Raw genomic sequence first — 20,785 nt, forward strand, 5'->3', positions numbered from 1 at the left:
AGGCTCTTAACAATACTAAGTTACTCAAAGCTTACGAGCTGAGAGAAACATGAACACATCGGTGTTTATCTTTCTCTTAGTGGTGGGGCTAGAGGGAGGGTCATACCCAGCTCCATTCCGAACCTGGAAGTCAAGCCTCCCATCGCCGATAATACTGCAGGCTACGCTTGTGGAAATGTAGGTCGCTGCCACTTTGAGTTTATAACACCCTTCATTTTTTAACAATCAATCAATTAACTCTTTTCAATTTTAATTTATCACAAAGCCTTTTATTTTTATTTGTTTACTTTTACACATGATTTACACTCATAGGTTATAATGCGTGCAGAAAAGATAACCATTAGTTTGAGAGATTGTGTTTTACTCTTGTCCAATATAAGTAGTCTTCCTTGATATGTCTTATATCTTATATCGGTTATCTTTTTCTAACAAATTTTTCTTTCACATTCTATGACGATTGTTATTTATTTAAACCTTTGATTAATACTCTATTTACTCCTCATTAACTCCCATCATTTATAATATCTTTAGAAAGGTAACCATCTCCCTTTCCAAGAGAATTGTTTTACTCCTTGTCCAATATTTGTAATAACTTCCTTGTCTCTTGGTCCCCCCGGTTATCTTTTATTGAAGAGCCTATCCCTCCCGATATAACTCCCTTTCTTAGGCTCTTCGCAAATGATCTTTGTATTTTCTGCATATTCAAATATCAGGTATGTATATTGTAATGCTAAAAAGGTCCATAAAAGCGCGTATTTTAGGGCTTTAAAAATTTTTTCAAGAAATTTCGCATAAAATGCAAAAAACCCTTGACAAGGGAGAAGTTCGGTGCTATAATACGCGTCCACAAACACAGAGACCTAGGCTGAGTTAGCCCAGAGAGTGAGAGTGAATGATCTTTGACAACCAAATAATAAGTAAACAAATCAACGTCTATTTGAGTTTTAATTTTACCAATTTTTAAAAAATTGGGATAAAGATTAAACTTAATTAGAGATAGTTAAGTGATTCTTTGACAATGGTTCAAACCATTTCATTTTTATGGAGAGTTTGATCCTGGCTCAGAGTGAACGCTGGCGGCGTGCTTAACACATGCAAGTCGAACGAGAACGGTCCTTCGGGATGTCAGCTAAGTGGCGGACGGGTGAGTAATGTATAGCTAATGTGCCCCTTGGAGAGGGATAACAGTTGGAAACGACTGCTAATACCTCATACTCCTTCTATGTTAATCATAGTTGGGAAATGTTTTTTCGCCAAGGGATCGGGCTATATGGTATCAGCTAGTTGGTGAGGTAATGGCTCACCAAGGCAATGACGCCTAGCTGGTCTGAGAGGATGATCAGCCACACTGGAACTGAGACACGGTCCAGACTCCTACGGGAGGCAGCAGTGGGGAATATTGCACAATGGAGGAAACTCTGATGCAGCAACGCCGCGTGGAGGATGACGCATTTCGGTGTGTAAACTCCTTTTATATAGGAAGATAATGACGGTACTATATGAATAAGCACCGGCTAACTCCGTGCCAGCAGCCGCGGTAATACGGAGGGTGCAAGCGTTACTCGGAATCACTGGGCGTAAAGCGCGCGCAGGCGGGCTAATAAGTTGGATGTGAAAGCCTACGGCTCAACCGTAGAACTGCATCCAAAACTGTTAGTCTAGAGTGTGGGAGAGGAAGATGGAATTAGTTGTGTAGGGGTAAAATCCGTAGAGATAACTAGGAATACCAAAAGCGAAGGCAATCTTCTGGAACATTACTGACGCTGAGGCGCGAAAGCGTGGGGAGCAAACAGGATTAGATACCCTGGTAGTCCACGCCCTAAACGATGAATGTTAGTCGTCGGGTAGCTAGTCTATTCGGTGATGCAGCTAACGCATTAAACATTCCGCCTGGGGAGTACGGTCGCAAGATTAAAACTCAAAGGAATAGACGGGGACCCGCACAAGTGGTGGAGCATGTGGTTTAATTCGAAGATACGCGAAGAACCTTACCTAGCCTTGACATATTTAAGAACACTTTAGAGATAGAGTGGTGCCTTCGGGAGCTTTTATACAGGTGCTGCACGGCTGTCGTCAGCTCGTGTCGTGAGATGTTGGGTTAAGTCCCGCAACGAGCGCAACCCTCGTCACTAGTTACTAACGGTTCGGCCGAGGACTCTAGTGAGACTGCCTTCGCAAGGAGGAGGAAGGTGAGGACGACGTCAAGTCATCATGGCCCTTACGGCTAGGGCAACACACGTGCTACAATGGCCAGGACAATGAGAAGCGATACCGCGAGGTGGAGCAAATCTATAAACCTGGTCTCAGTTCGGATAGCAGTCTGCAACTCGACTGCTTGAAGCTGGAATCACTAGTAATCGTAGATCAGCTATGCTACGGTGAATACGTTCCCGGGTCTTGTACTCACCGCCCGTCACACCATGGGAGTTGATTTCACCCGAAGCGGGGAAGCTAAACTGGCTACCCTCCACGGTGGAATCAGCGACTGGGGTGAAGTCGTAACAAGGTAACCGTAGGAGAACCTGCGGTTGGATCACCTCCTTTCAGAGTATAGATGATATTTCCTCACAGAATATCATCACAAACACAAATAAGACTTGGTTTGTTTTATGTTCGATCATAACTTACTGTTTGGTTGTCAAAGATTATTAGGATCTTTGACGTAACAACCTGGGGAATTAGCTCAGCTGGGAGAGCGCCTGCTTTGCACGCAGGAGGTCATCGGTTCGATCCCGTTATTCTCCACCATTTCTGAAAAGAGATGATGGATTGGAAAACTTAATAGAAGTATTCATGAGAATGTTTCTATTAGGTTTTACACCTAAAAGTTATTTAACTTATTATTGTTAAGAGTCTAACGTAATGTTGCATGATATGGATTTATTCATATTATAAACAAATTACAATTTAACAGAAAATTATCAGAAATGATAACTTTCATGTGCAAACTTCAAGAAATTGAAACTCATAAATATACATTATTAAACGAGTAACCATAAACAGAGAGATCTGTGAATGACTTATTTGCATTTAATAAGGTAGTACCTTAGAATTAAATAAATTAATCTAAGGGCAGATGGTGGATGCCTAGACCAGGAGAGGCGATGAAGGACGTACTAGGCTGCGATAAGCCAGGGGGAGCTGCCAAGAAGCTTTGATCCCTGGATTTCCGAATGGGGCAACCCGGCATGTTGCGAAGCATGTCACTCTTAGGAGAGCGAACGTGGGGAAGTGAAACATCTCAGTACCCACAGGAAAAGAAATCAACCGAGATTCCCTTAGTAGCGGCGAGCGAAAAGGGAGTAGCCCTAAAGAGTTTAAGGTGTTAGTAGAATAAGCTGGAATGCTTGACCGTAGAGGGTGAAAGTCCCGTATACGAAAACTAATTAGACTTTATTCGAGTAGGTCGGGACACGTGAAACCCTGACTGAATATGGGAGGACCACCTTCCAAGGCTAAATACTACTCCAGGATCGATAGTGAACCAGTACCGTGAGGGAAAGGTGAAAAGAACCGCAGTGAGCGGAGTGAAATAGAACCTGAAACCATCTGCCTACAATCATTCAGAGCCCTATGTTTTATACAGGGTGATGGACTGCCTTTTGCATAATGAGCCTGCGAGTTATGGTGACTAGCAAGGTTAAACACACGTGAAGCCGTAGCGAAAGCGAGTCTTAATAGGGCGTTAGTTAGTTGCTGTAGACCCGAAACTAAGTGATCTATCCATGGGCAGGTTGAAGCTGGTGTAAGAGCTAGTGGAGGACCGAACGGGTGGAGGTTTAAAACTCCTCCGATGACCTGTGGATAGGGGTGAAAGGCCAATCAAACTTAGTGATAGCTGGTTCTCTCCGAAATATATTTAGGTATAGCGTCATGTTCGAAGCTATGGGGGGTAGAGCACTGATTGGGCTAGGGCCTACACCAAGGTACCAAACCCAGTCAAACTCCGAATACCCATAGTGAATTCATGGCAGTCAGGTGGTGGGTGATAAAATCCATCATCGAGAGGGAAACAGCCCAGACTACCAGCTAAGGTCCCAAAGTTCTATTTAAGTGGAAAAGGATGTGGAGTTGCTTAGACAACCAGGAGGTTGGCTTAGAAGCAGCCATCCTTTAAAGAAAGCGTAACAGCTCACTGGTCTAGCGATTCTGCGCCGAAAATATAACGGGGCTAAAATAGACACCGAAGCTGTAGATTTAGTATTTATACTAAGTGGTAGGAGAGCGTTCTAGTCAGCATTGAAGCCATACCGGTAAGGAGTGGTGGAGCGGCTAGAAGTGAGCATGCAGGCATGAGTAGCGAGAAAACAGGTGAGAATCCTGTTCGCCGTAAACCCAAGGGTTCCTACACTATGCTCGTCATTGTAGGGTTAGTCGGGTCCTAAGCTGAGTCCGAAAGGGGTAAGCGATGGCAAATTGGTTAATATTCCAATACCAACTAATAGTTTAGTACGAAGGGGGACGCATAGGGTTAAACGAGGTCACTGATGGAATAGTGGCTCGAAGGGTGTAGATAAGCTGGATAGGAAAATCCGCCGGCTGTTTTCGAGACCTGACAGGCTGATGACGCTCTTCGGAGCTGATTCAGAATCGTTGATACCGTCGTGCCAAGAAAAGCCTCTAAGTGTATTATTAGTTGCCCGTACCGTAAACCGACACAGGTGGGTGAGATGAGTATTCTAAGGCGCGTGGAAGAACCCTGGTTAAGGAACTCTGCAAACTAGCACCGTAACTTCGGAATAAGGTGTGCCTCCTCTTGTATTAGAACTTGCTTCGAAAGCGAGAGAGGTTGCAACAAAGAGTCCCTCCCGACTGTTTATCAAAAACACAGCACTTTGCTAACTCGTAAGAGGATGTATAAGGTGTGACGCCTGCCCGGTGCTTGAAGGTTAATTGATGGGGTTAGTACTTCGGTGCGAAGCTCTTGATCGAAGCCCAAGTAAACGGCGGCCGTAACTATAACGGTCCTAAGGTAGCGAAATTCCTTGTCGGTTAAATACCGACCTGCATGAATGGCGTAACGAGATGGGAGCTGTCTCAACCAGGGATCCAGTGAAATTGTAGTGGAGGTGAAAATTCCTCCTACCCGCGGCAAGACGGAAAGACCCCGTGCACCTTTACTATAGCTTGACACTGCAATTGGGATATATTTGTGCAGGATAGGTGGGAGGCTTTGATTCATCGGCGCCAGCTGGTGATGAGCTATCCTTGAGATACCACCCTTATATATTCTGATTGCTAACTTGCGGCAATTATCTTGTCGGAGGACAATGTCTGGTGGGTAGTTTGACTGGGGCGGTCGCCTCCTAAAAAGTAACGGAGGCTTACAAAGGTTGGCTCAGATGGGTTGGAAATCCATCGCAGAGTATAATGGTATAAGCCAGCTTAACTGCGAGACGTACATGTCGAGCAGAGACGAAAGTCGGTCATAGTGATCCGGTGGTTCTGTGTGGAAGGGCCATCGCTCAAAGGATAAAAGGTACGCCGGGGATAACAGGCTGATCTCCCCCAAGAGCTCACATCGACGGGGAGGTTTGGCACCTCGATGTCGGCTCATCGCATCCTGGGGCTGAAGCAGGTCCCAAGGGTATGGCTGTTCGCCATTTAAAGCGGTACGCGAGCTGGGTTCAGAACGTCGTGAGACAGTTCGGTCCCTATCTGCCGTGGGCGTTGGATGATTGAGGAGAGTTGCCCCTAGTACGAGAGGACCGGGGTGAACGAACCACTGGTGTACCAGTTGTCCTGCCAAGGGCATCGCTGGGTAGCTATGTTCGGATGTGATAACCGCTGAAAGCATCTAAGCGGGAAGCCAACTCCAAGATGAATCATCCCTGAAGATCCGCAGAAGACTACTGCGTTGATAGGCTGGGTGTGTAAGTGATGAAAGTCATTTAGCTGACCAGTACTAATAGATCGTTTGTATTTACTTTATTCTTCAAATAGGTACTACCTTATTAAGTGCAAGCTTAATAATGAGTATGCAATTGTAATCAACTTACCTAGGCTCTTAACAATACTAAGTTACTCAAAGCTTACGAGCTGAGAGAAACATGAACACATCGGTGTTTATCTTTCTCTTAGTGGTGGGGCTAGAGGGAGGGTCATACCCAGCTCCATTCCGAACCTGGAAGTCAAGCCTCCCATCGCCGATAATACTGCAGGCTACGCTTGTGGAAATGTAGGTCGCTGCCACTTTGAGTTTATAACACCCTTCATTTTTTAACAATCAATCAATTAACTCTTTTCAATTTTAATTTATCACAAAGCCTTTTATTTTTATTTGTTTACTTTTACACATGATTTACACTCATAGGTTATAATGCGTGCAGAAAAGATAACCATTAGTTTGAGAGATTGTGTTTTACTCTTGTCCAATATAAGTAGTCTTCCTTGATATGTCTTATATCTTATATCGGTTATCTTTTTCTAACAAATTTTTCTTTCACATTCTATGACGATTGTTATTTATTTAAACCTTTGATTAATACTCTATTTACTCCTCATTAACTCCCATCATTTATAATATCTTTAGAAAGGTAACCATCTCCCTTTCCAAGAGAATTGTTTTACTCCTTGTCCAATATTTGTAATAACTTCCTTGTCTCTTGGTCCCCCCGGTTATCTTTTATTGAAGAGCCTTAACTTCCTTCCCTTTTAAATTCCCTTTAGGCTCTTCCTTTATTTTCTCCTTTTTTAATATACTTTTTATAACATTTATAATGTGATATTAACTAACCTCAAAATATTATAAAAATTTATTTTTTTAAGTCTAAAATCAGTCTAGATGGTCTAAACTAACCCTTACATGTTTTGGACAAACATAATTTAAAGGAGTAAACATGAAAAAAATAGTAACAGCGTCACTCGTGGCAACACTAGCATTGACAACAGTAAATGCGAGTTCAGTTAACGACAGAATCACAGATCTTGAGGCTCAACTTGCAAAACTTCAGAAAAAAGTTAAAAAGCAAAATAAAAAGATCAATGAAGTAAAAGCTCACGACAGTGGAGATAACATCAAGTGGGGTGTTGATCTAAGAACATCTATTGATAACATCAACTATGATATGGCTGATGGAACTGAGCAAGGTAAAAATGACCTAATGGCTACTAGATTGTGGTTAAATATGGCATATGCTCCAAACGCTAACAATGTGTTTAAAGGACAACTTTCTTACAATAAAGCATTCGGTGCAGACCTTGGACAAACTACTAATGATGCACTTAATCCATTTGGTATGAGAGGGTTTGGATTTGATACATTCAACTGGTTCTCAAATGAGTCATTGACAAATGATAACCTAAAAGTAAGACAAGCATATTGGTTATACCTTGGTGAAAAAGCATTTGGTCTTGATATGCCATGGACATTCTCTGTAGGTAGAAGACCATCTACAAATGGTTTCTTAGCTAATCTTAGAGACGATGATGCAGCACAGTCACCACTTGGACACATTATTAATGTTGAGTTTGACGGTTTAAGTTCTAAGCTTGATCTTTCTAAAATTACTGGTGTTCCAGGTATGTCATTTAAATTATGTATGGGACAGGGTGCGACCAATGCAGTTCCAATGCTTGGTAATTTAGGTGCTACAAATTATGCGAATGATGATGCTTCAATGGAAGATATCAAACTTGCTGGATTTATCTTTGAACCATATAATGATGGTCAGTATATTGTAAAAACTACAGCATTCAGAGCGTACGATCTTCCTGGTTTTGACACAGCAAATATGATGGCTGCTCTGTTCGATGGTGCGATGGGTATGCCAACAGCAGATACTGCAATGATGAGTCAACAAGGAGATATCGACGGTGCTGCGATTTCTGTGTTAGTTGACGGTGTGACAGAAGATGGTTACTTTGCTGATGTAAAACTATTTGCTTCATTAGCAGGGACTAAAACTAGACCAGATGCTGATGGTCAAATGTTAGGTATGACTCCATCTGATCTAGGATTTGCATTACCTGACTTTGGTGCTTCTAAAGGTGAAGGAAAAGGTGGTCACTCTTACTGGTTCGGTGCACAGCTTCCTGTAAATGTTGGTGATGAGAATTATGGTAAACTTGGACTTGAGTATAACCATGGAAGTAAATACTGGAGACCATTTGATTATGCTGAAGACACTATGATCGGTTCTAAATTGGCTGCACGTGGTGATGCTTGGGAAGTATACTATACGTATCAATTCAATGAAGCTTTAAGTGCTCAATTCAGATATACATCAATTGATTATGACTATACTGGAAGTCAAGGTTTCTTCGCTTCAGGTGGTACACCATTAAAAATTGATGACTTAAAAGCTATGAGTACTGCAGCAGGCGCTCCAATGGGTCCACAAGCTGCGATGGTAGCAGATGCTATGTTACCAAATGTTGTTGAAAAAGCACAAGATGCTAGATTCTACATCAGATATAGATTCTAAGATCATTTAACAAAGGGTTTTCCCTTTGTTAATCCCCCTTATTTTTTTAAATCTCATTACACACTTAATCCACTTTTTTTCTTTATCCTAATACTCGTAACATTATTAATTTAAATTAAATGAAGTTCGGTTATAATATTGGCCACTTACAAAACACACAAAAAGGACTACAATGAAACACTTCACAAAATTGCTACTTGCAATGGTTGTTACTATGGGACTGGCAACAGGGCTTGCTGCAAATGCTGCACCTAAAGCTACTCACAATGTAACTATCTTAACTGCAGATAACAGTGATGGAAAGATCACACCTAAGACGATCGCAGCGGCATTTGAAAAAGCAGGTTTTTTCATCAATGACAACAGAGATATGACAGCACCATGGAAAAAACAGATCAAAGATGGTACGAAAAATTTTGATACGCTTGAGTTTGATGTCTATAACCTCTTTACGATCTTTAAAAAAGATTTTGTTGTTAAGTTGGGTAAAAAATATCCGAATATCGGACTTTTCTCTCCAATGAGTATGTCTATCTGGACAAAAAAAGGGTCAAAAACGATTTCGATCTCTTCTTTGAGTGCTGAAGCAATGGCTAATATCATGGGGATCCCTGCAGATGATGCAGAACTTGTTGCATATGGTAAATTGATCCAAGAGACACTTAGAGCAGCACTTCCAAATGCAAAAGAAGAAAAAGTAACTTATGAGATGAAGCAACCGGAAGGTCCACTTGTTACCACTGTTCAAGGGAAAATGGACCCTGAGGCAGATTGGGAAGAGGTGAAAGATAAATTCGAAGCAGATTTCGAGCAAGCACTGATCCCGGCTATGTTCATCAATGCTGGATTTAATGACCTTAACTATGATATGGAAGAGAGTGGCTCTGAAGCGTTTACTTTTTATGATGTTTACTCTATCTGTTACCTAGAGGTAATCTATACAGTAGCTAAAACACACCCTGAAGCAGGGGCATTTGCACCTTGTTCAATGTACATGTATCAGAAAAAAGGTACACATACTATGGAAATCGGATTCCCTTCAGTGTATAACTGGATAGCATCTTTAGCGATCGAAGACAAAGCATCTCATGATGTTCTGCTTATGGCACAAAAGAAAATGGAAGATATACTTAAAAAGCTTACTTCTAAAACGCTTACTGCTGAGTAATCAGCCATATTTCGGCGGGGATCTTTACTCCCGCCTCTATGCGAATAACGCTTTTATTATAAAAGTGTTATCTCATCCCCTTTTTTAATCGTACCACCCTCAATAACTTTAGCAAAAATACCCCTATCATTTTTAAGCAGTGTAGGCAGACTCTCATCTATTTGGGAAAGATGGTCGCACATCGTACAGTTTTGGCTTATCTCCAAGACCACTTCACCGATGCGCAGTTGATCTCCTGGCACAAGATGGTAAGGGTTGTAGTCCATCAAGATGTTTTCTCCCAAAGAACCAAAAGGAAATGTGATATTGTGCCCGCTGGCCAAAGCATAACTCGCTTCTGATGTAAGCAATACGGATCTGTTGATATTGGTATCATAATACTTATCTTCTATAACACCTTTTGGATCCAAGTTAAATGACTTTTTCTCAATGCGAGAAGAGGTACCCTGAACGGATATAAAAAGAGTTGTAACTTTTCCTACGTTTTTCATAAAAGTGTCCTCTTTATTTTTTTAGAATTGTACCATAAAGATTTTATAGAGGGTGATAGTGTCAGAAAACTTAAAGCTCTTTTATATTATCTTTAATCAATAATTGATAGATAGGATTCTTAGTGAACAGAAGCAGTGAAGAGAGTATAGAACAGTTCTATACCATGGTTGAAGAGAATATAGAGAATGGTATGCTCTACAGGGATGCCATAGAGTTGGCAGCAGTGACGATAGGGGGCCTAATAACGGCTAAAGTATCCCAAGCTATGGCTAAGTACCAAGAGGCGATACATCCGCAGTCACATCTGTCACAAGAAGAGGATAAAGATGCCTTGGCACTTTTAAGTATGGGAGTGTTGTGGGACAATAAGTATTTTAATCCGATACCGCCTGATGAGACAACACCTTTGGAAAATGCGCTGGCTGAATCTATCTATTTTATCATGAAATACGGCAAAGAAGAAGATGGATTGAACAAAGCATTAGAAGCGAACGAGAAATGTGTGGGTGATGTAGAGACACGTGCCAAAGCGATACGGAGAGTACTGGGAAAAGTATGAAACGACGTCATTTTTTACTTTTAGGTTTTTCTGTTTTCCCCTATACTGCAGAGTTGCTCGCTGTAGATTATAGGAAGCGTAACCCTCTGGCGTGGAAAGCCTCTTCGATCAATGATGCGGCACTGGCACTGTATGGAAGAGAAAAGTTTTCAACGATCCAGAAAAGTACAGCTATCGAACTGATAGTCCCTAGAGGTATCGTAAGAGATCCGGAAGAGATCCCTATCACTATACGTTCAAGTCTCAAAGCAAAAACGCTTGCCATTTTCCAAGATGCCAATCCTAAGAGTTTGGTCGCCGTCTTTGATATTAATGGAGAGGGTATGGTCGAGTATGAGCTTAATATAAGAATGGAGTTTAAGGGAACCGTATTTGCCGTAATTGAAGGGATGGATGGAAAACTCTATTATGCACGGGAGTATATCGAGATACTTCACTTAAGCTGTATGGGCTCTGGGGAGTAACAAGACAGCATGATACGGTATCAGTGATCCCTTAGGAAGCACTTTCGTATCGGTTTGTCAGACTGTATATATAATATTTATGATAATTATATAGTTTTTTTATGTTTGTGGTGAATTTTCGTTACAGAGGGAAGATAATTATAGAGGTTCTAAGGACAGATTAATCATTTTAATCCCTAACTTTTATTTTATTTGAATATAATCTATGGCATATGACGAAATTAAGGGGATACATCCTTAGTCATTTTAAAATTAATCAAGGAGGACAAATGAATAAGATAACTAAAGAAGAGTTTGAAGTTGTTTCTGAAGTGTCAGAGCAAACATCAAGAAGAAACTTTTTTAAGAAAACAGCAACTTATTCTATGGGCGCATTAGCTGCAGCTAGTGTTGTCGCACCCGTCACAATAGATGCGAGTGAGCATATTAAAGCAAACCCTGAGGATGATCCAAACATCATGGAAGAGAAACCATGGAGTCTTAAGTTTGGTGATGACGTAACTGTAAACCTATATGGACAGCCTTCTCCTTACGAGCATAACGTAACAAGAAGAACAACACCAATTTTATCTTCTGGTAACTACAGAGCATCAATTGCGGTAACACCTATCCAGGATTTGAACGGTATTATCACACCGAACGGTCTTTTCTTTAACAGACATCACGGTGGTACACCAACAATTGATCCAAACCAGCATAGACTTATGATTCACGGTCTGGTTGAGAAGCCGATCGTTTTAACGATGGATCAATTGAAAAGATATCCGAATGTAAGTAGAGTACACTTCCTTGAGTGTCCAGCGAACGGTGGGCCAGAGTGGAGAGGTCCTCAATTTAACTCGATCCAATTTGCAAAAGGATTTATGTCTTGTGCTGAGTGGACTGGTGTGTACATCAAAGATATTCTTAAAGATCTTGGTCTTAAGCCAGAGGCTCAATGGATGCTTGCAGAAGGTATAGACAACTCTCATATGGGTAGAACTATCCCTGTAGATAAAGTACTTGATGATGCTATGATCGTTTGGGGACAAAATGGTGAAGCATTGCGTCCAGAACAAGGTTACCCGATCAGAATCGTTGTTCCAGGTTGGGAAGCAAACCTATGTGTAAAATGGTTATGTAGACTTGAGTTTGCATCTGAACCATTCTATGCAAAAGAAGAGACTTCTAAATATACAGCATTGAAACATACAGGTAAAGCGATACAGCACTTCTATGCAAACGAGGTAAACTCTGTAATTACTTCACCATGTCCTGAGAAACCATGGACAGACCTTAAAAAAGGTGATATGGTAGAGATAGAAGGACTTGCATGGTCTGGTATGGGTACGATCTCAACTGTTGATGTATCATTTGATGGCGGTAAGAACTGGGTAGAAGCATCACTCAAAGGACTCGTACTTGAAAAAGCTTGGACTAGATTCTCTATCATGCATGAGTATACAGGTGAGCCAATGCTTCTTAGTTCACGTGCTTCGGATGATGCAGGACACATCCAGCCAACAGTAAGAAACGAAAGAGCGGCTGTAGGAATCGAAGGTGTTTACCATAGAAACGGTATCCACACATGGGAAATTGATGCAAAAGGAGAGGTTACAAATGTACAAATCTTATCATAAAAAAATTGTTGCAAGTACACTGCTTGCATCAGTAGTATTTTTAGGAACAGCTTGTAATGCATCTAACGGTACAAAAGATACAGCTGAAGCAAAGCCTGCAGCTGAAACAAAAAGTGCAGCACCAGTAAATACTACAATGAATACAGAAGGTTTCACTAAAAGAGAAATAGATGCTGTAGGTCCAGCAAACGCTTTAGTCTCTGACAGTGTTAAGAAAACATATGAGCACAATGGCAAACTCGTAGTTGACGGTGGGGTAACATATCCGATCGTGAATGGTAAATCAGGTGCGTACTATGTTAATGAAGCAGCACATACAACACCATTCAACAAAGGTAAAAGAGCAACTGAAAATGAGCAGAAAGCTTGGGATATCGATGTTATGCCTGACGGTACAGGTCTTCCTGAAGGTTCAGGTACTGTAGAAGAGGGTGATGAACTGTATGAAGAAAAATGTGCATCTTGTCACGGTGACTTTGGTGCAGGTTCTGGGCTTTACCCAAAACTTACTTTGGGTAATGCATATGCATTGCAGAAAACAATGAAGAATCAAAGAGTTAATCCGGATTCTGAAGGTCCACAGCGTGCATTCGGTCCGTACTGGCCATATGCGAGTACATTATGGTGGTACATCAAAACAGGTATGCCTCACCAAGCACCTATGTCTTTAACAACAGATCAAGTCTATGCACTATCTGCATACATCCTTTATATCAACGAGATGAAAATTGAGGGTGAGCTAGTAGATGATGAGTATGAACTAGACAGAGAGAAGTTCTTAAAGATCGTTATGCCTAACGTTGATGGTTTTGAGCCTAAGATCAATGGACCAAAAGGTCAAGACAATGCACGTGAGTACTTCAATAACCCATTGAACTACGGTAACGGTGTAAGATGTATGAAAGACTGTTTTGAAGGTGAGCCTGAAGTACAGAGAATCGGGTTTGAACTTACAGACTTTAACCCGCCATTGAGTTCAGAAAAAACATTGCCTGAGCCAACAGAAACTGAAGCAGCAGCTCCTGGTAAAGATACCTATGAAGCAAGTTGTGCGGTATGTCATGCTACAGATGCAATGGGTGCACCTGCAGTGGGTGATAAAGCAGCATGGGCAGCAGCGCTTGAGAAAGGGCTAGACCAAGTGTATCATAATGCGATCAACGGAAAAGGCGGTATGCCTCCAAAAGGTGGTGCTATGGATCTTTCAGATGATAAAGTAAAAGAAGTCGTAGATTATATGATCGGAGCAAGTAAATAATTGTGAGTTATCACAATTATTTCACAATAGAATAGTAAAATAAAATATCAGGTTGGGTCATCCAACCTTTTATCTAAATTTTTTATACAAAAGGAAATAAAATGGATAGAAGAAAATTTATGAGTTTAAGTATGGTTGCAGCAGCTGTATTGCCAGCAAGTTTATCTGCAATTGATTTCAGAGCTGAAAAGCCTGATACATGGACTGCTCACACTGTAGCAGACGCTGTTAAAGCACTTTACGGTGATATCAAAACAGAAGAAAAAGGTGTAAAAGTTAAAGCGCCAAAAGTAGCAAGTAACGGTGGAGCGATCCCTGTAACTGTAGAGTCTGATATCGCTGCTAAAACTGTATCTCTTTTCCAAGATGTTAACCCAGAGGCAGCTGTATGTGTATGGGATGTACAAGAGGGTGGAATCGTTGATTTCATGACTAAGATTAAAATGAAAAAATCTGGTACGATCACTGCAATCGTAGAAGGTACTGATGGTAAGTTCTATGTAGGTAAAGTAACACTAGAAGTTGCTCTTGGTGGATGTGAAGGTTAATCCTCTCTTCAAGCCGTTGGGTTAGATAGTAAAATCTAATTAAGTATAAACAGAAATAGAAAATAAAGGAATATTATGGCTAATATGAAAATTAAAGCAAAGCTTAAAGGCGATGTTGTAGAAGTAAAAGTAATGGCAAAACATGACATGCTTACTTATGATCAAGCAAAGAAAAAAGGTGTTGAAGCAAACTTCATCACTCACATTAGTGCAAATGTAAACGGTAAAGTAGTATTTGATGTATCTACAAGCCAATTCTGGTCTAAAAATCCACAGTTCAAATTTGCCTTCAGAGATGCAGGTTTGAAAAAAGGTGACAAGATTGAGATCACTTGGACAGACCTTAGCGGTAAAACTGTTACTGAAGACAAAAAAATTAAAGGTATTAAATAATACCTCTTCTGACCGTTTTCGGTCAGATAGTGTAAAGAGTTAATCCATGGACTTTAGATAGAGTGTATGGATTAATTTTATTACAAAGTGAAGTGTCTCCATCAGGCTTCGCTGACACACTTCCCTATTCCTCTCTATGATTATGTACTATCCAAAATAACGATACGGATCATTTTTCTCTTCTGATAAAAAAATGGAAACATCTTTTTGCTTTCAATGGCTGTGGTTTTTTATATATGCAGGGTGATAGAATAGAGAGATGATAGATCCTCTCTGTTTTACACTATATGTTACAAGAGTGATGGAGTAAAGATTTTAAAAGGTATGTTGGGTTTGAAAATGAAGAGTAGGGTCAAAGTGTTTGATGTACTTCGAACCAGTAGTCTTCATTTCTTGTTATTGTAGCTTTTTTTCTTTGATTAAAGTGTTCTGTAATATCAAACCCTTCTGTGCCCAAGCCCTCTTTATATTCATTGATAAATGCAGCATAGGTCTCCTCTTTCATGGCAGTGATCTCATAGGTTACCTTGTCATAGACCAGGTCATCAACATGTATCTCTTTCCTGTCTATTTCATTGAGGTTGATACTCCCGTAACGTTCCTCTTTGGGAAGGGTCATGTTCATCTCTATATAGGCACGCATAGATGCGAGCATATGCTCTAGTTGTTTGACTGGAATATCTGAGGCTTCAATGACTGTGGGAAGTGCTTGTGTGTAGCCCCAGGCACCGGAAACTGCGAGATCAGCATCAAAAGCTGCTTTGATAACCTCTTTTAGATCATTCTCGCTTTTGAGTGGTTCAAATTCCGGCATGGATCAAAGACCTGCTTCCTGGATGGCTTCCGTCTGTGCATGGGCGATCAGCGGATCAATGACCAATTTTAAATTTCCGTTGTTCATTACATCATCCAAAGCATAAAGAGTCAATCCGATACGGTGATCGGTAAGCCTGTTCTGCGGGTAGTTGTATGTTCTGATCTTTTCTGAACGGTCCCCTGACCCTACCTGAAGTTTTCTTTGGCTTGATGTCTCATCAAGCTGTTTCTGAAGCTCTGCTTCATAGACTCTGGCCTTCAGTACCTTCATCGCCTTGTCTCTGTTCTTGTGCTGAGATTTCTCATCTTGAATTGCGACAACGATTCCTGTAGGGATATGTGTCAAACGTACGGCAGAATCAGTCGTATTTACCGATTGACCTCCACAACCGCTTGAACGGTATACATCCATTTTAATTTCATTTGGTTTGATGTCTATCTCAACGTCATCCACTTCAGGTATGATCGCCACAGTAATAGCAGAAGTATGCACACGTCCCTGTGTTTCAGTATCTGGTACACGTTGTACACGGTGGGTACCTGCCTCGTATTTGAGCTTGGAATAGACACTGTCCCCTTTGATTTGGGCGATAAGCTCTTTGTATCCCCCTGATGTACCTTCATTGGTGCTGACGATCTCTATTTTCCATCCCATCTGTTCTGCATAGCGTGAGTACATTCTAAAGACATCAGCGACAAAAAGTGCACTTTCGTCCCCTCCTGCACCTGCACGAAGTTCAAGGAAAATGTTTTTATCATCATTTTTGTCTTTGGGGATCATGAGAACCTTGATCTCTTCTTCCAAGGCAGGTAGCATCGGCTCTAACTCACTTAGCTCTTCTTTTGCAAGGTCACCAAGCTCCGGATCCCCTAAAAGCTCTTTATTTTCGCTTATAGCATCAGCAGTTTCAACGTAAATATTTGCTTTTTCCACTAATGGACCAAGATCAGATTGCTCTTTGCTGAGTTCTGTCATACGCTTAATATCACTGGCAATATCCGGAGAACTTAAGAGTTCACTGATTTCATTATATCTGTCGATGAAAGGTTGAAGTTTTTCTTTGAACATAGGCGTTCTTTGTGTTAGATTGTGATTTTAGTGAGGGTGTATCGAGACTGCTTATGCAGCTTCGATAGCATTTACCATTTTATGAAGACGGCTTACTTTTCTAGCAGCAGTTGTTTTTTTGATGAAACCTTTGCTTACCAGTGAGTGGATTTGTTTGTTCGCTGTTGCGAATGCTGTTGCTGCTGCTGCTTTATCTGCTGCTGCTACTGCTTCATGTACGGCTTTTGTGATGTTTTTGATTCTCGTTCTGTAATATCTGTTTCTCTCAGTTCTTACAGCAGTTTGCAAAATACGTTTTTTTGCTGACTTATGGTGTGCCATGTTGTTTCCTTTATAGGTATGTTGTTATTACTCAATGAATTAGAGTGAAAATAGTTCGCGAATAATATCTAAATAAAGATTAAAGATTTATTAATGCAAAGGTATACCCAAGGAATTGCATGGATAACTAGGGGGCGACTATAGAGGAATGTTAATCAAATTTGCGTTAAAATGAAGCCTATAGAATCATGGGGATAGTGCAAACCCTATTAAGGAAGAAAATTGGAACTTTTTGGAACAGATGGTGTACGTGGGAAAGCAGGGAAAAAAGTCAGTGCAGTAAATGCAATGCGTTTGGCTATGGCTACAGGCATCTATTTTAAACGATTTAGCAGAACCAACAAAATATTAGTAGGGAAAGATACCAGACGTAGTGGATATATGATAGAGAATGCTATGGTCTCCGGGCTTACCGCTGTAGGATTTGATGTGATACAGATAGGACCTATGCCGACACCTGCTATTGCATTTTTAACATCAAATATGCGCTGTGATGCGGGGATCATGATCTCTGCAAGCCATAACCCCTATTATGACAATGGTATTAAGTTCTTTGACTTGGACGGAAACAAATTAAACCGTGAAAAAGAGAAGGAGATAGAAGCGATCTATGAAGATGATGCACAGATAGAAGCGGCTCAAGTGACAGGAAAAGAGATAGGGAAATCAAAGAGAATAGATGATGTGGTCGGTCGTTACATTGTACATATCAAAAACTCCTTTTCAAAAACAGCAACGTTGTCCGGTAAACGTGTAGTGATCGACTGTGCGAACGGGGCGGGATATATTGTTGGACCTACGATCCTACAGGAACTTGGTGCAGAGGTTGTGGTGTTGGGTGATAAGCCTAACGGATTTAACATCAATGAAGGATGCGGTGCCATGCATCCGGAGTATTTGGCAAAAGCAGTACTGGAGTATCGTGCAGATGTCGGGATCGCCTTGGATGGTGATGCAGATCGATTGGTGATAGTCGACGAGAAGGGTGATGTCGTTGATGGAGATAAGTTGATGGGTGTGCTTGCTGTACATCTTAAAAACCAAGGATCACTCAAAGGTGAGGGGATGGTTGCTACGGTGATGAGCAATCAGGGACTTGATGAGTATCTTACTTCACAGGGGCTTACCCTGCACCGTTCTGCAGTTGGAGATAAAAATGTTGTGGAGATGATGCAGAAATATGGTATGAACTTTGGTGGAGAACAGAGTGGGCATATTATTTTCTCGGATTATGCAAAGACGGGAGATGGTATCTCCAGTGCACTGCAGGCTTTGGCATACTTGGTAGAGACGGGGAAAAAGGCAAGTGAAGCATTTAACCCGTATGCGTCATATCCTCAAATCTTGGTAAACCTTGCGGTCCAGGAAAAAAGAGATTTTGATACGATCGAAGGGTTAGATGTCCTCAAAGACAAGATTGAAGGGCTAGGTATACGTCATCTTTTCCGTTACTCCGGGACAGAAAATAAAATCCGCCTTTTGCTTGAGGGAAAAGATGAAAAAAAAGTTGAAGAGATCATGGAAGAGTGTGTAGAGTTCTTTAAAAAGGCTTTAGCTTAATGAGAGCCTTTGCTGTCTTTTTTCTGGTCCTTTTGGGGACCTTTATCATAGACCAGAATATCAAATCTCTCTTTATTGAGGGGTATTATCGTCCGGGACAATGTATAGACCTTGAACTGCACTATAATAAAGGTGTGGCTTTTTCCATGCTCTCATTTCTGGGACCTTATCTTAAATGGATACAGGCACTCCTTATAGTGGCTATCCTGTTCTTTGTCTTTAAAGAAGGGTATATCAAGCGTTATGCATTTCCAGTAGGGTTACTGATAGGCGGCGCAATGGGTAATGTATATGATCGTTTTGTGCATGGGGGTGTAGTGGATTATGTTGCCTGGCATTGCGGTTTTGACTTTGCGGTATTTAACTTCGCAGATGTTGCTATAGATCTTGCTGTTGTATGGCTCTTGGTAATGATCTACTTCTTTCCTCAAAAATCAGAAAGTCAATAAAACGGGGCTGCTAAGTATTTAGATCTTCTCTAAATACTGCATCAGCTGTTGATGTACTTTGCCATTGCTTGCGACAATACTTTTATCGTCAAAATCAAATGTCTTGTTGTCTACATTGCTGATCTTGCCACCTGCTTCTTGCACGATCAGGATCCCTGCAGCCACATCCCAGGGTTTAAGATCGATCTCATAGAAGGCCTCCACCTTCCCCTGGGCAAGATAGCACAGATCTACTGCGGCTGCACCCAACCTTCGGATATCCTGGATATACGGCAGCAGGTTGGTCATACATTTGATCACCCACTCATACTCAACGCCGGCATTGACCTTGGCATAAGGGAACCCTGTGGCGATCAGTGCATTTTGAAGCTTGCTTTGTGAACTAACCTCAAGTTTTTGCCCGTTACAATACGCACCCTCTCCATCTACAGCCCAGAAGAGTTCTTCTAAAATAGGGTTATAGACGACAGCCATGGTAGGCTTTCCCTGTTCCCAGATGCCAAGTGAGACCGCAAGATGGGGGATACCGTGAACAAAATTAGTCGTACCATCGATGGGGTCAATGTAGATGGCCTTGTCGTAGTGATAACTTCCATGGTGGCTTTCCTCTCCCACAAGGGTATGGTCAGGGAATACTTTTTTGAGCTGATCGATGATGAAGGCTTCGGTTTTGATATCAAACTCGGTCACAAGATCAACGACCCCTTTATGGGAGACCTCTTTGTGGGAGGCGTAGCCCTCTCTGACAATTTTTCCTGCTTCCAATGCTATCTGTTTTAATCTATCTATATTCATAGCAGTGATTATAGTATAATCTCTCTATGAAGAAAAAGATAATGATGCTGTTATTGTCCTTATTGGTGATCATCATGGGGTATTTTGGACTGCAAGCCTATTCGCAGGCAAAACAGTATGAACAGCGTACGCAAACACTTGTCATGGATAAAGATATCTCAACACAGGCTGAGTACCAGGCAAAAAATTGGGCGGAGAAGTTCAGCTTGGGATACTACGAGAATGATAAGCGGCTTTTACGTGAAGAGACCATGATTTCTCAAAAGGAGCATCAATCAGAGGCGAAGCGTTATACTCTCTATGTGATGGGGGTGCTACTTGTGATCTTGTGCAGTGCTTTTTTGGTAGATTTGAGACTGTTTACATTTTTTGGTGCTTTGGTGGCGTTAGTCGTGTTGACTTTTGGTCTTTTTGCCCCTCTGCTGACAGTGACGATACATAAAGAGTTTGAGTATATCGGAGATGTCGTACTCTCATTTGAGTCCAAAAGTCTCTTGGGATCCGTGGTGAAGTTATGGGAGAATGGTGAGATGGCGGTAGCCTTGGTGATCCTGCTTTTTTCCATACTCATACCGCTCTTCAAAACGCTCTCTTTAATGTTTGTGGCGGTGGTGATGGAGAGTAGATTCGCCCACGGTATCGTAACGTTTTTCAAATGGGTTGGGAAATGGTCAATGCTGGATGTCTTTGTGGTGGCTACGTTGCTGGTGTATCTCACAAGCAACGGTTCTGATGTCAGTCATGCAGAGGTACAGGTAGGGCTTTATTTCTTTTTGGCCTATGTGATCGTCTCTATGTTGGTGAGTTTGAGTGCCGATCGCATGTTAGGTAAACTGAAGGAATAAGGC

16 protein-coding genes, 1 tRNA gene and 4 rRNA genes are annotated in these 20,785 nt (G+C 41.4%); 16 read left to right on the forward strand and 5 right to left on the reverse strand.

All coding sequences use genetic code 11. The features are described from left to right. Window positions 1-78 precede the first annotated feature (78 nt). From rrf (MN086_RS00230) to MN086_RS00260, 7 genes are all read left to right on the forward strand, one after another. Window positions 79-194, forward strand: a 5S ribosomal RNA gene (gene rrf / locus MN086_RS00230). A gap of 844 nt (window positions 195-1,038) precedes the next feature. Then, window positions 1,039-2,544: ribosomal RNA gene (locus MN086_RS00235) — 16S ribosomal RNA — on the forward strand. Between the two features lie 128 nt (window positions 2,545-2,672). Then, a tRNA-Ala gene (locus tag MN086_RS00240) sits at window positions 2,673-2,748 on the forward strand. A 307-nt stretch (window positions 2,749-3,055) separates the two neighbouring features. Beyond that, window positions 3,056-5,930, forward strand: a 23S ribosomal RNA gene (locus MN086_RS00245). 149 nt (window positions 5,931-6,079) lie between these two features. Continuing rightward, window positions 6,080-6,195: ribosomal RNA gene (rrf, locus tag MN086_RS00250) — 5S ribosomal RNA — on the forward strand. The 16S, 23S and 5S rRNA genes sit together here with 1 tRNA gene alongside, the layout of an rRNA operon. A gap of 644 nt (window positions 6,196-6,839) precedes the next feature. Further along, the gene (locus MN086_RS00255; protein WP_248576066.1) at window positions 6,840-8,426 is read left to right on the forward strand and encodes a DUF3373 family protein; all 1,587 of its coding nucleotides are present in this window, start codon (window positions 6,840-6,842) and stop codon (window positions 8,424-8,426) included. A 172-nt stretch (window positions 8,427-8,598) separates the two neighbouring features. After that, on the forward strand, window positions 8,599-9,594 hold the full coding sequence (locus MN086_RS00260; RefSeq protein WP_248576067.1) for a DUF302 domain-containing protein: 996 nt from the start codon (window positions 8,599-8,601) through the stop codon (window positions 9,592-9,594). 56 nt (window positions 9,595-9,650) lie between these two features. Here MN086_RS00260 and MN086_RS00265 read toward each other — a convergent pair whose 3' ends face one another. Beyond that, window positions 9,651-10,085: an MOSC domain-containing protein gene (locus MN086_RS00265; protein ID WP_248576068.1), complete on the reverse strand. Its 435-nt coding sequence runs from the start codon at window positions 10,083-10,085 to the stop codon at window positions 9,651-9,653. A 122-nt stretch (window positions 10,086-10,207) separates the two neighbouring features. On the opposite strand from MN086_RS00265, the gene MN086_RS00270 reads away from it, so the two are divergent. The 6 genes from MN086_RS00270 (at window position 10,208) to soxZ (ending at window position 14,927) form a co-directional block, all read left to right on the forward strand. Then, a complete protein-coding gene (locus tag MN086_RS00270; protein ID WP_248576069.1) occupies window positions 10,208-10,645 on the forward strand; it encodes a hypothetical protein in 438 nt (145 codons plus the stop codon). After that, a complete protein-coding gene (locus MN086_RS00275) occupies window positions 10,642-11,109 on the forward strand; it encodes a thiosulfate oxidation carrier protein SoxY (RefSeq protein ID WP_248576070.1) in 468 nt (155 codons plus the stop codon). Before MN086_RS00270 ends, MN086_RS00275 begins: the two co-directional genes overlap by 4 nt. Window positions 11,110-11,378: 269 nt before the next feature. After that, entirely contained in the window at window positions 11,379-12,728 is a 1,350-nt protein-coding gene (soxC, locus tag MN086_RS00280) for a sulfite dehydrogenase (RefSeq protein WP_248576071.1), read from the forward strand. Further along, complete coding sequence (locus MN086_RS00285) at window positions 12,709-13,986, forward strand: c-type cytochrome (protein ID WP_248576072.1); 1,278 nt, start codon at window positions 12,709-12,711, stop codon at window positions 13,984-13,986. The genes soxC and MN086_RS00285 overlap by 20 nt, the downstream gene beginning before the upstream one ends. A gap of 101 nt (window positions 13,987-14,087) precedes the next feature. Then, window positions 14,088-14,534 (forward strand): thiosulfate oxidation carrier protein SoxY, encoded by a 447-nt coding sequence (locus MN086_RS00290; protein ID WP_248576073.1) that lies wholly within the window; start codon window positions 14,088-14,090, stop codon window positions 14,532-14,534. Between the two features lie 75 nt (window positions 14,535-14,609). Next, window positions 14,610-14,927, forward strand: a complete 318-nt coding sequence (gene soxZ / locus MN086_RS00295) for a thiosulfate oxidation carrier complex protein SoxZ (RefSeq protein ID WP_248576074.1) — start codon at window positions 14,610-14,612, stop codon at window positions 14,925-14,927. Window positions 14,928-15,279: 352 nt separating this feature from the next. Here soxZ and MN086_RS00300 read toward each other — a convergent pair whose 3' ends face one another. From MN086_RS00300 to rpsT, 3 genes are read right to left on the reverse strand one after another with little or no spacing between them, the layout of a single operon-like run. Further along, window positions 15,280-15,741 carry a hypothetical protein gene (locus tag MN086_RS00300; protein ID WP_248576075.1) on the reverse strand — a complete coding sequence of 154 codons (462 nt, stop codon included), beginning with the start codon at window positions 15,739-15,741 and terminating at the stop codon, window positions 15,280-15,282. Between the two features lie 3 nt (window positions 15,742-15,744). Further along, entirely contained in the window at window positions 15,745-16,812 is a 1,068-nt protein-coding gene (gene prfA / locus MN086_RS00305) for a peptide chain release factor 1 (RefSeq protein ID WP_248576076.1), read from the reverse strand. Between the two features lie 51 nt (window positions 16,813-16,863). Beyond that, window positions 16,864-17,133, reverse strand: coding sequence for a 30S ribosomal protein S20 (rpsT, locus tag MN086_RS00310; RefSeq protein ID WP_248576077.1), 270 nt, complete (start codon window positions 17,131-17,133; stop codon window positions 16,864-16,866). 222 nt (window positions 17,134-17,355) lie between these two features. Between rpsT and glmM the strand changes: the two genes are divergently transcribed. Both glmM and lspA read left to right on the forward strand, forming a co-directional pair. Next, window positions 17,356-18,693, forward strand: coding sequence for a phosphoglucosamine mutase (glmM, locus tag MN086_RS00315; RefSeq protein ID WP_248576078.1), 1,338 nt, complete (start codon window positions 17,356-17,358; stop codon window positions 18,691-18,693). Beyond that, window positions 18,693-19,142, forward strand: a complete 450-nt coding sequence (gene lspA, locus MN086_RS00320) for a signal peptidase II (protein WP_248576079.1) — start codon at window positions 18,693-18,695, stop codon at window positions 19,140-19,142. The genes glmM and lspA overlap by 1 nt, the downstream gene beginning before the upstream one ends. Window positions 19,143-19,160: 18 nt before the next feature. On the opposite strand, the gene MN086_RS00325 is transcribed toward lspA, so the two are convergent. Beyond that, on the reverse strand, window positions 19,161-19,937 hold the full coding sequence (locus tag MN086_RS00325; protein ID WP_248576080.1) for an inositol monophosphatase family protein: 777 nt from the start codon (window positions 19,935-19,937) through the stop codon (window positions 19,161-19,163). A gap of 26 nt (window positions 19,938-19,963) precedes the next feature. Here MN086_RS00325 and MN086_RS00330 point away from each other — a divergent pair, with 26 nt between their 5' ends. Then, window positions 19,964-20,782, forward strand: coding sequence for a paraquat-inducible protein A (locus tag MN086_RS00330; protein WP_248576081.1), 819 nt, complete (start codon window positions 19,964-19,966; stop codon window positions 20,780-20,782). The last annotated feature ends 3 nt before the right edge of the window (window positions 20,783-20,785 follow it).

It is taken from the genome of Sulfurovum sp. XGS-02 (assembly GCF_023213175.1).
Lineage (GTDB): Bacteria > Campylobacterota > Campylobacteria > Campylobacterales > Sulfurovaceae > Sulfurovum.